Origin of the sequence: Pseudoalteromonas sp. A25, from assembly GCF_009176705.1 — a bacterium.
GTDB lineage: Bacteria > Pseudomonadota > Gammaproteobacteria > Enterobacterales > Alteromonadaceae > Pseudoalteromonas.
In genome coordinates, this window is record NZ_AP021847.1 from 637,213 (window position 1) to 651,109 (window position 13,897).

The window sequence follows — 13,897 nt, forward strand, 5'->3', positions numbered from 1 at the left end:
TGTTGTTCAGTCTCACTCAATGGCTATGGCAGTTTGGCTATATTCTATTGCAGAAATATACTTTGCAGAACTGACTTAATTCGAGGTTACAAGTACTTACACTAAATACTGTAACCTCTAAACATGCTCTTAGTCCGCACGTCCCATAAACTTTTTCTCATCGGTATTAATGCGAATCTTATCACCAGTTGAGATGTGCTCTGGCACTTGCACAACTAACCCTGTAGTCAAAGTTGCCGGTTTCGTGCGCGCACTTGCAGATGCACCTTTAATAGATGGAGAGGTCTCTTCAATAACAAGTTCTACGCTTGATGGTAAGTCGATAGACACTGGAGAGCCTTCAACAATCACCGCTAACAGCCCTTTTGTATCTTCATTTACAAACAACACCTGCTCTTCAATGCTACTTTTGTTTAACGAATATGGTGTATAGTCTTCTTCATCCATGAACACATACTCGTCGCCATCAATGTAAGAAAACATAACAGGACGACGAACCAAATCTGCTAGATTTAGCATTTCATCTGCTTTGAAGGTTTCGTCTACTTTAGCACCATTAACGACATCGTACATACGCATTCGATACAAACTACCACCCGCTCTTCCTTGAGGTACAGAGCGCTCAATATCTCTTACAATCATTACACGGTTATTGTACTCAATGGCGGCATGTTTTTTTATTTCACTGGCCTTAGGCATAACTATTTCTCTTAATATTATGTTGGCAAAAACTATCGAGATATTGCCATATAATCATACTCTAAGGCCAGATAAATCGCGTCAACATGTTTCACCAACTAACGCAGGATCAGCCAAAAAGCATGGATAATCCCAGGAACAATAAATAAGATACTCAACAAAATATTGATCGCCAGATCTTTACCCACCCCATTGTTCAATGCTACAGCGATTGGCGGAAATATAATTGCCAAAATAATTAACACCAATTTATTCATCACATTCTCCATAATCAAAAGTTAATCAGGCTCACAGTTATGCATTACTTCCTATTAACTTGCCCAATTTAAGGCTAATCCAAAAAAACGCCTTTGCAACGTCAATCGCTAACAAATTACAAAGCAAAGTGACAAGAGTGCTATCAATGACCATGCTGTGGTTGATAAGCATAGTAGCCTTATCAACCACAGTAAAAGCCCCAAATAACTTATGAAACGAAGTAACCCCCACCAAGCTCCCACACATGGCAGAGGTTATTATTAACTATTTCATATGTGAGCATACTAAAATCTTATCATTAGTACCCAAATAAAGAACGCGATAATGCTGCACTGTAAAAATACAGACCATTGCAAGTTCAAACCCTCATATTCAGCGAAGTAAAGAATGATAAATGTATCTGTAAAAACACTATCACTTTATTGGCTGTGCATGTTCATATGCTACGTCGCTTTAACCACTTTTTATTCAGAACTGAGTTTTAGTATTGAGTCACTGCTTGCTTCAGTATTGGTTATTTTCATTCCGCACCTAGTCCAACGTCAAAATACAAAGTTAGTAAAAGAGCCACTTAAACATGTTGTGTTTAAAGAAGGGTATTTACTCATTGAGCAGCACAAAATAAATGTAAATAGAATTAATAGAGTTGCACTAAGCAAAACACCACAATGTGCAACCTTCGCTTTACCCTACAACTATGGCAATGAAGGGAAGCTAATCGATTTTAACTTCCCTATTGGCGATTATGAACCATTTAAAAACTACTTAAGCAGCCATATTCCGAGCGTTACTTTTATTGACTAGTGGATGGATAAAAACTGAACCATCCACTGAAAAACGTTGTCATTACTTTAATATTAAAACTCAAACTCTAATGCCAATCTAAAGCTATGATCTTTGCCGAAGTGCGATATTTCACTCACAAAGCCCGCCTCCCACTTTAATTGTCTCTGACCTTTAAATCGATACAAACCAATTACTGCAGGGCCAATACCAACAAAGTCCTCTCCACAGTAGATCTCAATTGCAGGTTGAAAAGCTGGTGTAAACCGATAACGCAGCTGTGCTCTAAATTCACTTTCCCATTCATTCTTAATCTCAGAGCCCCATTCTCTAACTGCAAATGCATTCAACGTGAGACTCATTCTTCCGAATTCTTTTTCGAAGAGAACACCTATAGTTGCTTCATAAGCTGACGTTTTGTGCTGCTTTTCAAGTTCAAACAACATCCCCCAATCAGCCCAGTAACGCCCTTGCTCTACCATTTGCCAACGTGCTTCAAGCTCATACGCCGCTAAATCAAAGTTATCTAATTGGTCGCGCTCACCAATCATGTATCCTTCCACTGTGACAGTCTCTGCAATAGCCCAACCAAGCCCTGCTCGTTGTGCTAATATGTTCCCCTCATCCGTTTGGCGTGATAACAAACGCCACTCAACTTCTCTTTCAAAAGGCAGCACATACGGGTGATATACTTTATCGACCACCATCCCATCTGCACGGCTGGCCCCTGAGATTGCACCCAATAAAGTTATTAGAAGCAATAGTGGAATTTGCAGCTTATTGGCCATGATCCCCCCCCTTAACAGTATTTTGTTCAATGAGGCGCATGCGCCAAATAACCATGACCGTACATAGAGCCAAAGCAGATGTAAATGCAACTAAATTTGCGTAACTGGGCGTAGCTTCATATCCTAATAACGCTTTGAGCAACCGACCTGTAATACCGTACTCATCTAACAAAAATCGCAGGTCAAACACCGCTTCACTACTCGGTAGCAAGTCTATTTGTGCCGCTAAATCAACAGCATTGGCTACTTTACTGGCACTATGTGCAGACAACAACGCCAAAACAACCGTCCAGGCTCTGTGGGCTTTAAACCAAGCCAAAGTAAAAAATAATAATGTACAAAAGCTTAAGCAAATCCCCAATCCAAGTATTGTTCCAATTACGATGCCTTGCTCGGTGTCTAGCTGCCAATAACTACTTACATACATAACAAAGTGACTCAAATACATGACACTGGCCAGCACAATAGCTATTTGTTTATACACGCGCGCTCCACAGTACAACACAGCCAAAACGCATCCATACATCCCCAACAATAACAAGATCTTGAAAACCTCAAGGCCCTTGTAGTCAAACCACTGACTGATGGTATCGGCAAAGCCCAAAAACACAGCGCATGCTAACACACAGAGTAAGAGCGTTGGCAAAAAGGGTAGCTTATCTCTAGTTTGACCAAAATCACTATGGTGCAGCAGTACCCATAGCAAGGCTAAAGGCAAAAACTGGTTGATACTAATAATCACACTATTGAGCAGCATCAGTGATCTCCTTTACAATCACGACGCCTTGCGCAGTGTTGGGCGAAAACTCTCCGAAAAACCGATATTCTCCTACACTAAGCGGGCCGATATAAATGATGCTTTTCCTTTTTGGAAATAACACCTTCTCGCGATTCAAGTCAAAGCTGTCGAACTCTTCTGCTGTATCATCTTGATTATCAATGATTAGTCGTATCTTTTTCCCTGCAGGAACTTCCACCTGCGCTGGAATAAACAGGTGGTTTTTAAGAACAATAGTGACAGAGTCTGTGGCTGCAGCTTTAACTGATGTAAACATCCCAAACAACATACAAAAATACATATAACTCCTTGTTATTCGCATGTATGCTCCTTAGGAAACTCAATTTTCACCTTTAAACCACCAAGTTGTGAACGTTCAAAACCGACGGATGCACCATAGATTTCAGCTATTTGTTGCACTATCGCCATACCTAAACCCGCCCCCTTTTCTCCCGAAGGGTGCTTATCTCCTCCCACTCGGTAAAATCTATCAAAAATACGTGCTATCTGAGTATCGTCCATCCCGGGGCCAGAGTCTTCTACCGCCCATAAAATTTTGCAGTCCAAGCAGGTGATCGACAACTTCACATAGCCATCATTTGGGGTATATTTTACCGCGTTACTTAGCAAGTTAATAAACAGCGTGTTGAGAGTAAACTCACAGCCTCTAAGCCAATATTGCTGCGCGTCTAAGCTTATTTGAATATGCTTTTGATCTATCCGCTCGTACAACTGAGCAACCACATTTTGACTGAGCTCCGTGATATCAACGGGGTGAAAGTTTGTGCGCCAACGATCGGGTTCTGTTCTCGCTAAAGTAAGCATTTGTTCAACAATATGATTTAACTGCTCGATACCTTGTTGCATCGCTTTTAAGCTTGAGTGCTGAATATCATCAGATAAATTATGTAAATTGATCTTTAAACTACTGATAGGGGTTTTTAGCTCATGCGCCGCATCTGAGGCAAAATAGCGCTCTCGTAAATAGGCTTTCTCAACTTTTGCAAAAAGACTGTTGAGTCGCTCAATCACGGGGGCTACTTCGGCATCTTCGCTCACAATTTCTAGTTTCGTAAAATCATTTGCTTGGCGCTCTTTAAGTTCATTTGACAAAGTTCTCAATGGACGCAGCGCTTTACGAATATACCAAGCAATAAAAATGGCCAGTAACGGCATGGCCAAAACCAGCGGAGTCATGGCAGATAAAATCAAACTTTCGGAAAGCATAAAGCGCTTGTGAATAGGTTCAGCCACCATTAAACGCTTATCATCCTTGTGTAAAACAAACGTTCTTAACCTAGTTCCAGATATATTTTGGGTAGCTAACCCTGGCTGCTCTAAGGCCGATATTGATAAATTTTTTAGTAACTTAGCAGAGTAAATTTGGCTTTGCTGCTGCCACAATTGGGCAAATAAATCACTTTGTTCCGGCCAGTGACGTACCGGTGTCACTATCAATACATTTGCCATATTCATCAGTTGTATATCTAACTGTTTTTGCGCTTCGTCCATACTGCGCTGATAACCATTCATCAGCGCCATAAATGCCGTCAGAATAACACCCGAAAGCAATATCATCGTCAGCCTTCGGCTTATTGATAGGCGAGCTTTTTGTTTTTGTGCATTTACATTATTTAGCAACGATATATCCTATACCGCGCAAAGTTTTAATGAAATCTTTAGGCAGCTTTTTTCGTAAATGATGTATATGGACTTCAATGGCATTTGAGCCCAGCTCCTCACCCCATTGATACAGTTTACTTTCTAATTGCGTTTTCGATAACACGCGACCCGCGTTTTCCATCAAGGCTTTTAGCAGCATAAACTCTTTGCGTGGCAAAATCAGAGGCTCTCCTGCAACCAGAGTTTGGTGGCTTGCCAAATCAAGTTGTACGTTCTGACATTGCAAAATACTACTTGTTTGGCTACCCAAACGTCGACTTATAACGCGCAAACGTGCAAATAACTCTTTGGCTTCAAAAGGTTTGGGTAAGTAGTCATCAGCACCAAGATCTAAACCCGTAATTTTGTCTTCAATAGAGTCTCTGGCAGTTAAGATCAACACGGCCAGTGCTACACGGCGCTTTTTTATCGCCTTTAACACCTCTAGGCCATCCCCATCGGGTAGGCCTAAATCTAAAACCACAAGCTCAATTTCGTCATTATCCAGCATGCTCTTGGCCATACTGACCGTTTGAACATGCTCCACCGAATATCCCTCTTTTTGCAATGAGTGTATTAACCCTTGAGCAAGCAATGCATCATCTTCAACAAGTAATAGTTTCATCGTTTATGTTTTAGCTTTCTCTCTACTTTTGCGATTAAATTATCAACCTCATGTTGGCGATACAGATCTGCTTTTTCTCTGCCCAACCTGGCTGGTGCATTTTTTGCCTTTTTTAAGTGCTCTAACGCTTCTTTATAATGCTTTTCATCATAAAGAAATTGTCCGTAAAAGTAATTAACATCTAGTCCAGTTGGATTAATTTTTAAGGCTTTATCAAACAACTGTTGCGCTTTTTTATCACTACCAAAGCCAATTGGCCAACCTGGAACTTGGCTGTAAAGCGTACCAAGGCTAGTCAGTGCGGAGCCGCTTAAGGCAGACTCATCGATTTCAATGGCCGCTTCCAACTCTGCTTTAGCCGCTTTAGCTAGACCTAGCGCACCAAGCCCGCCTTTGGCTCCTGCATAACTTGATTGCACAATACCATGCCAGATATGGCTCTCAGCCTTATCGGGATAGTTAGCGACCAATGATTGGCTGTCTTTGACTAATGCTTCAAACGCTTTTTCTTGCGCCTCATCTTGCAGCTCGTAATTAACACTTGCCCACACTTTTTGGATGGCGCTGAGCTCTTGGTTAAAGTCCGCATTTGCAAAGCCACTAGTACTGACCAGCAGTGCTGCAACTATCACTGTTTTAAATTTTTTCATGAGGATGACTCCTTAGTATTAAGCTGGCAACTAATATAACTTTTAATAATTTTTAACTGCTTGATGATGGCGCTATCGACTAACTCAGGCAGCAAACCATTCACTCTTGCAAAGAGCTTTTCAGGAAACCCGACCACCCAACGGCGCTTTTTACTATTTAGTAAACGCATAAAGTTGTGAGCCACCTCCTCTGGGGTATCCATTTTGTTTCCTAAAGCACGGTTTAATGCTCTTACGTTTTCTGGGTTAATACGGGTGTCGGTTGCGCGCGGCGCAAGATACTTAACTGCAACTTGTCCATCCAGCTCTCTGGATAACGCTTCACTAAATCCACGTAGTCCAAATTTACTCGCACAATAAACACTTTGATACGGATAGCCGATGTAACCAAATGCAGAACCTACATTAACAACTGTGCCTTTAACGCTGCTTAATTGTGGTAGCAGATGATGCATCAACGACATCGGTACCAGCAAATTAACGTTTATTTGCTGCTGAATTTGTTCTAGTTGTTCATTTTGAAACGAACGCATCTCATTACACCCTGCACAATTGACAAGCAATGCGGCCCCACCCAGAGTCATGGCATGCATCGTGACGCGTTGACCGCTTACTGGTTGGGTTAAATCTAATGCCAAGTATTGATGTTCCTCGCCTAAAGCCCGCTGCAGTAGCTGCAGTTTATTTTCGTCTCGACCGAGTAATAAACAACGCCACCCAGCTTGGCTCAATTGCGTTGCTATTGCTGCACCGATCCCGCCAGAAGCCCCCGTTATAACCGCAAGTTTTTGTTTATCCATCAGCTGGCCTCCTGCGTTAAATCAATGCTAGGTTGCGCCTCAATGCTTCTAAATACATCACCATAAAGTCGATAAAAGCATTGCGCACTGTGAATGATCAGTTGCCGCTCTTGTTGACAATCAATTTTATTCATTAAGCCTTTGAAAAAGTCGATATGCTCAATATCCAAAGCGCCGTGAGAGGTCAAATAACTGAATGCTTTTTGTGGTAAGTTGAGCTGCTTACCAATACTTTGCGCTGCTTGATCGGCTAAAGCGATAGATGTGCCTTCTAGCACATTAACCATGCCAAAAAAGCACAATGGATTAACACGATTAATACTGTCGTATGCATAACTGACCATCAGTTCAGTAGCGAAGCTTGGTGTTGAGTGACGAACAGCCTCTTTATCAAAGCCACACTGTGCTAAGTCATTCAAAATCCACTCTTGATGCCCCATTTCTTCTTCAATATAGTGACCAATGGCTTCACGTAGCCACTCTTTCGATTCATCTAACTTGCTACCACAGGCCATCAATAAAGGCACAGTGTGTTTCACATGATGATAAGCTTGTTGTAAAAATGAGCCATATTGACCGAGTGTGATTTGCCCTTCAAAAACATCTTTAATAATTGGAGCAGATAGAAGGTACTCACGTTCAGTCTGTGTTTGTGCTTGTAATTCATCATAAAAAGTAGTCATCGGTTTCTCCTGCTCGAAACTGTATAAAGCGTTAATTTGTGGAGCATAAAAGTGTGCTATTGCCTCTCGTTTAGGTCGTCCGTTTGCACTGAGTAGTCCAGCTTGCGTGCTCAAAGGCACATCTAGACGATGCCAGCGCGCAACTTGCGCGTAATCGGGCAATAAGCGATTTATGTCTTCAACATGCTGTGAAAGAAGGTCGTTAGAAATATTTTCCGGCGCCCATATAAGCGCGCATAGATAAGGTTTAGCTTCACCACATACCACCACTTGTATGGGAAAGCTGGCATTTTGCAATAAAGACTCCGGCCATTCAGGGGCTATATTTCGGCCAAAGCTATTGATTATTTGGTTCTTTTTCCTACCAATAATGGTTACCGTGGTAGTTCCCGTTTGTTCCTCTACATTGACTAGATCCCCGGTTGCATACCACTGCTCCTTAGGGTGCGCAGCTTCGCCTAAATAACCTAAAAAGATCGGCCCTTTGATGTATAGCTGGCTTTCAATCGTTTTAATTTGTATATGGTCTAACGGCGCACCGACCGAGCCATCTTGCTGCGCTTTAGTGTTTAAGCACACCACCGAACTTGCCTCCGACAGGCCATATCCTTGAAAAACAGGCAAGCCGAAGATTTTTGCTTTTTCCAGCATACTCATAGAGACATGTGCCCCTCCCACCGCAATAAAGGCCAAACTGCTAGGTGGTTGCCAGCCTTGCTCACATGCTAATAACAGAAATTTCAAAAGCTCTGGCACTAAAATTAAGCTGTTAGGTTGATAATGCGAAATAGCACTAAGTAGTGCTTCGCCATCTTTTAACTGGCTACCGCAAAAGCCAAGCTTTTCGATAGGCAATACTTTTACCTGCCCACCGCTTAACATTGGCGCATAAACACCAGCGATGTTTTCCAGTAATACTCCCAGTGGTAATATACATAAGTGCTTTGGCGCACTTAAGTTAATACGCTCACACAAGCTTTTTGCCACAGCCAATTGGCTATCTAAAGACAAACACACACCTTTAGGCTGACCAGTCGAACCTGAGGTAAATGTGATCTTTTGCGTGCCAGCAAATAGCGCAACATCATCTTGCTTTGGCAAGTAGTATACCCACAGTTTTTGCTCAAACACGGTTAAGGTATCAAGCGCTATATGGGCTTCTAACTCGCTCTGTGAAATGAATAATTGCGCTCCCGCTTTTTGTATCGCAAAGTCACACTGAGTTTGGCTAAAAAAAGTTGGCAAAGGTAAAGCAGCACTGCGGGTTAAAGTTAAAGCAAGATCGAATGCTACCCACGCAAGGCCGTTGGCAATATTGTGTGCAACACAACTCACTTGTTGAGCGTTAATAAACTCGGCAAGTAGCTCAACCTGTAAGATAAGCTGCTTGGCGCAAATATGGTGTTGTTCATCTACGAATACAATCTGCTCTGGGGGCGTATCTTTAAGCTTTTGAATAAGTGCATTCATGATTGCAATCCTAAAACCAACTCATTGACCTCATTACGGTATTGCTCTTCTAGTTTGCTATACAACTTGGTCGTATTGATCACTTGCTGCACATTTTCTAAGTCGACCACACATACTTTTGGGTCAGCCTCATAGTAACTACCATAGTCTTTGGCGCTCGCAACTTTGTTAGGCTGTGCAGGCGTTAGTTCACAAATTGGCACCTGACACAAAGCCATCAGCTTTCTTACTTGCACCGTACCTGTAAATGTTAAAAACCGAATGTGCTGTGATAAAAGTGCTTGAGCAGCCACAATAAAGTGTCCAAGGGTTGCACTGCGATGCGTTGAATACAAATTGCCTAACTCTGCAATTTCGCTGCGATAGGTGCATTGTGGTAAGAAAGTTTCTATCGGTTGCTCTAAATACTGCTCCACAAATAGCGACTCAGCAGCAATACGCAGTCCTAAAACACAATAACCTTGAGGGGTATTTAAACGGCTCAACAGTGGATAAAACTCGTGTAAGTTGGCAGCATACGCTTTTGCAAAACCAGTTTTAACCTGCATCTCCAGTTCTAAACGGCCACTTTGGCTGTATTTAGCCCAATGCAAAGCGCTCGAAGGCATCTTTAAATCATGAATTGTCATTGCACCCATTTGGCAACTCCCCTAGTAGTGATGTGTTTAATCTAGGGGAGCAAAATTAAGTAAACCTTAAGGCTTGTTAATTTTTATTATTTTAAACTGCGCCTTTCTACCAAGCTGCAGGTTGGCTTACCCCTCTAGAGACAGCGATTCGCGGTAGAATTCGTATCATTTAAGGGAACATAAAGTTTGAAGACTCGCAAACCAAAATAGCTTTAAGTTGCTCTACCAGCCGATGTTATTTTTGTATGTAAGTTATCTGTAAGATTGAAATATTAATGAGGTTTATTGTCCATGAAAGTTAAGCACTGAATAATAGAGATTTTTATCAGGTTTTTTAGGCGAAAAAAGTAAATATTATCTATGCTCTAGGAAATGCAATTTGTGAGTATGTTTGATGTTTAATCAAAATGATGCTGCGTTAGCTGTTAGGAACTTTGTGCGTGTTGCTAACATTGTTGCTAATCTAGACACCATATTACAAGAAGCTAAAAACCTTTCCTTAACGGCTAAAAACGCAAGGGTTGTAGCTTTGCGAGCGGGTGATTCTGCATTTGGCTTCAAGCCAATTACTAACTTTATCGACGAGTTCTCCGAGCTTACTATTAAAACAACAAAAAACATTTCACTGCTTTCAAGCAATTTGTTTTCTATCGCATTGTCTGTCGTTAGGCATAGTGATTTTCAACAACGATTAAGTGTTGCTGCACACGTATGCCAAGACTCTGACATTCAACAACTGCAGCAACAAAGCCATCTAGAGTTTATGCGCACGGTTAAACAGCTCGAATCTGCCATTATTCATTTGGAAGGATACTTTGAAGACATTTTAAAACAAATGCGCAGTGCTGAGTATATTGCAGTAACTAGCCGCGTTGAAGCTTCAAACGCTGGAGAGTTTAGTGAAAGCCTGCAGTCAGTGTCTAACTTTATTGCGGGAGCAGCTAAAAACATCAAATACGCTATAAATCAAAATTTAAAAGAAATTAACTTATTAAGAGGAACACTGCGTTGAAATCCACTGAAATTTATAGCTCAACCACGCATTCATGGGTTGTGATGGGAAGAGATCCACACAAAAGTGAAAAAATAATCGACACAAACCAGTACCTGATAAAAAGTGCTGAAGAAGCCATTATTCTTGACCCAGGTGGAATAGAGTTATTTTCTCCTATGCTGGCCTGCTTATTAAAACATGTAAAACTCGAACAAATAACAACTTTATTTGCCTCTCACCAAGACCCTGACATCATTTCTTCTCTAGGCCTTTGGGATAAGGCCCTTCCAAAAGCAACATTGCATGCGCCATGGCTTTGGGAAGGCTTTATTAGGCACTTTGGCATGGATAACATCGCTTACCAACCAATTAAAGATGAAGGAGGAGAAATAAAAATTGGCAAAGCAACCCTAAAATTCATTCCTGCACATTACTTGCACTCTTCAGGCAATTTTAATGTTTATGACCCCAAAGCAAAAATTTTAATGAGCGGGGATATTGGCGCTGCACTTGAAAAAAATGAGCCTCCTATGTTCGTTGAAGACTTTGCAAGCCATGTAAAACACATGGAGTACTTCCATCGCCGTTGGATGCCCTCAAACCGTGCAAAAAATAATTGGGTATCCCGTATCAGAGAACTTGACGTTGAGATGATGGCACCGCAGCATGGTCGTATATTTAAAGGAGAAATGGTTCAAGAATTTTTAGACTGGTTTGCCAAACTAGATGTTGGTAGTGCGAGCGAGTAACTCACACTCTACAACACATATACATTTAGTTAGGCCAAGTATTTCAGCTATAGCACTGTATTTTGGTAGGTTGGACAGCACCCAACTACATATGAGCCCCAGCTCATTGTTACTTTTGTCAGTGTCAGTACTTGGCTTATCTTTTACTGTTTTGAATAGGAGCTCATTAGCAGTTAGCAGGCAGTCCAAACAGCTAACTCATTACCACTGGGTTCTATAAAGTGAAATCTGCGCCCCCCAGGAAAGCTGAAAATATCTTTGCTAATTGTCCCGCCAGCTTGCTGCACTTTTTCCAAGGTTTGCTCAAGCATATTGCTATACAAAACAACCAAAGCGCCGCCATTCGCGCTCACTGAAACCTGTTCGCTACGATAAAACCCACCGTCTATGCCTGAATTATTAAACGCAATATAGTCGGGCCCGTAATGTTCAAACTGCCACGAAAAAACATCACTAAAAAAACGTTCAGTGGCTGCCAAATCATTGGCAGCAAACTCGACATAATTAATATGGTCTTGCATCACATTTTCCTTGTAAAACGAAACAATTAACTTCTCAGTTACGACTAATGTCTATTGGTCAAAAAGCACACACACCGTACATTGAACCTGATACAACATGAACCCAAAGGAGATCAACATGATCAAAAATGTACTGAGAGCAGTAAGTATTTTAATCTTACTTTGCTTCTATTCATATAGCTATGCAAGTAGTTGTTCTGAGATAAACGAATACCCCAATTGGACGCGAGCCAATTGGGCTGGTGTTTACGACCACGCTACAGCCGGCGATAAAATGCACCATGAAGGAGTTTTATATCAGGCTAACTGGTGGACCAATTCAACACCTGGTACAACGGGTGCTTGGCAAACGCTTGGCGTATGTGAGCAATCACCACCTCCCAAAAAAGGCGCATATAGCCGCTACGGAAAGCTAAATGTATGCGGCACAACATTGTGCGACCAAAACAATCAACCAGTGCAACTAAGGGGTATGAGCTCTCATGGATTACAGTGGTTTGGCCTAGACAAATGCCTAACGCGTGAATCGCTAAAAGTTCTGGCTCAAGGTTGGCAAGCAGACATTATTCGCTTAAGCCTGTACGTACAAGAAGGTGGTTTTGAAACAACCCCTCAAAAATTCACAGATCAAGTAAACCAGTTAATTAGCTTGGCCAGCGAGTTAGACCTGTATGTGTTGGTAGATTGGCACCAACTCAACCCAGGAGACCCTAATGAGAACTTGCAACTCGCCAAACGCTTTTTCAATGATATTGTTCAAGAGAATAGCCACAGAGAAAATATTATTTACGACATTGCCAATGAGCCTAACGGAGTAAATTGGCAACGCATTTATGACTACGCACTGGAAGTGATCCCCGTGATCAGGCAATTAGACCCTGATGCTGTCGTGTTAGTTGGCACTCATGGGTGGTCGACCTTTGGGGCATCAGATGGAGGAAGTTATTTAGATGTCGTCAATAACCCACTTCAATTTAACAACATCATGTATACCTTTCACTTTTACGCTGCATCTCACCGCGACTTTCATCGTAATATGCTAGATAAAGCGTCAGATGTACTGCCCGTTTTTGTTACCGAGTGGGGCACTCAAAACTACGAAGGAGAAGGTCCAAATGACTTTAATAGTGCTCAAGAATATATCGACTTGATGCATCGAAAGAACATAAGCTGGACTAACTGGAACTTTTCTGATGATTGGCGCTCCGGTGCGGTATTCAAAACAGGCGCTTGTCAACAAGGTAAATTTGATGACTCGCAGCTCAAAGAAGCTGGGCACTGGGTAAAGCAACAAATTAAGCTACATCGCTGATTATTATCTCTGTACTATAATACGTTGAGCTAGGCTGCTTCAGCACATACACGAACCACCTAGCTCAACTTAAACTTTACTAAAATTTACCTACTACTTTAACAGCGCCGGTAACCTTAGCGCTTTCAACGTAACCTATCGCATCAGCGTTGGCCGCTACAAACTCAATCACCGCTTGCTCACTATCTAGCGTTTCTGGTGGTGTACCTTTACCTGTGAAGATCAACTTTGACCAATATGCTTTATATTGACTGCTCGATTTACCAAGTACATTAGAAGTAAAGGCATCAACAGCCCCACCGCTGTTTAGCCCAACGGCATTAACTTTTGTGCCATCACTAAATGATTTTGCTTTACCCAAGTATATTTTCGCAATAGCGTCTTTATCAAGCGTAGCCCCATTACTGGGGTTAACGATCACCGCAACTTCAGCTTGAATACTAAAACTCAACGCCAATAATGTGCTTGCTACAAAATATTTACTCATGTTAGCCTC

17 protein-coding genes and 1 pseudogene are annotated in these 13,897 nt (G+C 41.7%); 4 read left to right on the forward strand and 14 right to left on the reverse strand.

Annotated elements, in window-relative coordinates; translation table 11 throughout:
- Nucleotides 1-129: 129 nt before the first annotated feature.
- The gene (gene efpL / locus GDK41_RS19315) at nucleotides 130-699 is read right to left on the reverse strand and encodes an elongation factor P-like protein EfpL (protein WP_152088107.1); all 570 of its coding nucleotides are present in this window, start codon (nucleotides 697-699) and stop codon (nucleotides 130-132) included.
- A 98-nt stretch (nucleotides 700-797) separates the two neighbouring features.
- Nucleotides 798-956: a YqaE/Pmp3 family membrane protein gene (locus GDK41_RS19320; RefSeq protein WP_152088108.1), complete on the reverse strand. Its 159-nt coding sequence runs from the start codon at nucleotides 954-956 to the stop codon at nucleotides 798-800.
- Between the two features lie 388 nt (nucleotides 957-1,344).
- Here GDK41_RS19320 and GDK41_RS19325 point away from each other — a divergent pair, with 388 nt between their 5' ends.
- On the forward strand, nucleotides 1,345-1,761 hold the full coding sequence (locus GDK41_RS19325) for a hypothetical protein (RefSeq protein WP_152088109.1): 417 nt from the start codon (nucleotides 1,345-1,347) through the stop codon (nucleotides 1,759-1,761).
- 53 nt (nucleotides 1,762-1,814) lie between these two features.
- On the opposite strand, the gene GDK41_RS19330 is transcribed toward GDK41_RS19325, so the two are convergent.
- The 10 genes and pseudogenes from GDK41_RS19330 to GDK41_RS19370 form a co-directional block, all read right to left on the reverse strand.
- On the reverse strand, nucleotides 1,815-2,528 hold the full coding sequence (locus GDK41_RS19330) for a hypothetical protein (RefSeq protein ID WP_232056584.1): 714 nt from the start codon (nucleotides 2,526-2,528) through the stop codon (nucleotides 1,815-1,817).
- Complete coding sequence (locus tag GDK41_RS19335) at nucleotides 2,518-3,285, reverse strand: hypothetical protein (RefSeq protein WP_152088110.1); 768 nt, start codon at nucleotides 3,283-3,285, stop codon at nucleotides 2,518-2,520. Before GDK41_RS19335 ends, GDK41_RS19330 begins: the two co-directional genes overlap by 11 nt.
- Nucleotides 3,272-3,607 (reverse strand): cupredoxin domain-containing protein, encoded by a 336-nt coding sequence (locus GDK41_RS19340; RefSeq protein ID WP_442960219.1) that lies wholly within the window; start codon nucleotides 3,605-3,607, stop codon nucleotides 3,272-3,274. The genes GDK41_RS19335 and GDK41_RS19340 overlap by 14 nt, the downstream gene beginning before the upstream one ends.
- 11 nt (nucleotides 3,608-3,618) lie before the next feature.
- Nucleotides 3,619-4,947, reverse strand: coding sequence for an ATP-binding protein (locus tag GDK41_RS19345; RefSeq protein ID WP_232056585.1), 1,329 nt, complete (start codon nucleotides 4,945-4,947; stop codon nucleotides 3,619-3,621).
- On the reverse strand, nucleotides 4,937-5,593 hold the full coding sequence (locus tag GDK41_RS19350) for a response regulator (protein WP_152088112.1): 657 nt from the start codon (nucleotides 5,591-5,593) through the stop codon (nucleotides 4,937-4,939). Before GDK41_RS19350 ends, GDK41_RS19345 begins: the two co-directional genes overlap by 11 nt.
- Complete coding sequence (locus GDK41_RS19355; RefSeq protein WP_152088113.1) at nucleotides 5,590-6,243, reverse strand: tetratricopeptide repeat protein; 654 nt, start codon at nucleotides 6,241-6,243, stop codon at nucleotides 5,590-5,592. Before GDK41_RS19355 ends, GDK41_RS19350 begins: the two co-directional genes overlap by 4 nt.
- Nucleotides 6,240-7,043 carry an SDR family oxidoreductase gene (locus tag GDK41_RS19360; protein WP_152088114.1) on the reverse strand — a complete coding sequence of 268 codons (804 nt, stop codon included), beginning with the start codon at nucleotides 7,041-7,043 and terminating at the stop codon, nucleotides 6,240-6,242. The genes GDK41_RS19355 and GDK41_RS19360 overlap by 4 nt, the downstream gene beginning before the upstream one ends.
- Nucleotides 7,043-7,726 carry a TenA family transcriptional regulator gene (locus GDK41_RS20420; RefSeq protein ID WP_232056613.1) on the reverse strand — a complete coding sequence of 228 codons (684 nt, stop codon included), beginning with the start codon at nucleotides 7,724-7,726 and terminating at the stop codon, nucleotides 7,043-7,045. Before GDK41_RS20420 ends, GDK41_RS19360 begins: the two co-directional genes overlap by 1 nt.
- 30 nt (nucleotides 7,727-7,756) lie before the next feature.
- A pseudogene (locus GDK41_RS20425) lies at nucleotides 7,757-9,196 on the reverse strand (AMP-binding protein); the annotation flags it as partial.
- Complete coding sequence (locus GDK41_RS19370) at nucleotides 9,193-9,834, reverse strand: thermostable hemolysin (protein ID WP_152088116.1); 642 nt, start codon at nucleotides 9,832-9,834, stop codon at nucleotides 9,193-9,195. The pseudogene GDK41_RS20425 and the gene GDK41_RS19370, both read right to left, overlap by 4 nt.
- 385 nt (nucleotides 9,835-10,219) lie before the next feature.
- On the opposite strand from GDK41_RS19370, the gene GDK41_RS19375 reads away from it, so the two are divergent.
- Both GDK41_RS19375 and GDK41_RS19380 read left to right on the forward strand, forming a co-directional pair.
- Nucleotides 10,220-10,837 (forward strand): chemotaxis protein, encoded by a 618-nt coding sequence (locus tag GDK41_RS19375; protein ID WP_152088117.1) that lies wholly within the window; start codon nucleotides 10,220-10,222, stop codon nucleotides 10,835-10,837.
- Nucleotides 10,834-11,568, forward strand: coding sequence for an MBL fold metallo-hydrolase (locus GDK41_RS19380; RefSeq protein ID WP_152088118.1), 735 nt, complete (start codon nucleotides 10,834-10,836; stop codon nucleotides 11,566-11,568). Before GDK41_RS19375 ends, GDK41_RS19380 begins: the two co-directional genes overlap by 4 nt.
- A 173-nt stretch (nucleotides 11,569-11,741) precedes the next feature.
- Here the strand turns inward: GDK41_RS19380 and GDK41_RS19385 are convergent, their stop codons facing one another.
- Nucleotides 11,742-12,089, reverse strand: a complete 348-nt coding sequence (locus GDK41_RS19385) for a VOC family protein (protein ID WP_152088119.1) — start codon at nucleotides 12,087-12,089, stop codon at nucleotides 11,742-11,744.
- A 118-nt stretch (nucleotides 12,090-12,207) separates the two neighbouring features.
- On the opposite strand from GDK41_RS19385, the gene GDK41_RS19390 reads away from it, so the two are divergent.
- On the forward strand, nucleotides 12,208-13,401 hold the full coding sequence (locus GDK41_RS19390; RefSeq protein WP_232056586.1) for a cellulase family glycosylhydrolase: 1,194 nt from the start codon (nucleotides 12,208-12,210) through the stop codon (nucleotides 13,399-13,401).
- Nucleotides 13,402-13,480: 79 nt separating this feature from the next.
- Here the strand turns inward: GDK41_RS19390 and GDK41_RS19395 are convergent, their stop codons facing one another.
- Complete coding sequence (locus GDK41_RS19395) at nucleotides 13,481-13,888, reverse strand: phosphate ABC transporter substrate-binding protein (RefSeq protein WP_152088121.1); 408 nt, start codon at nucleotides 13,886-13,888, stop codon at nucleotides 13,481-13,483.
- Nucleotides 13,889-13,897 lie beyond the last annotated feature (9 nt).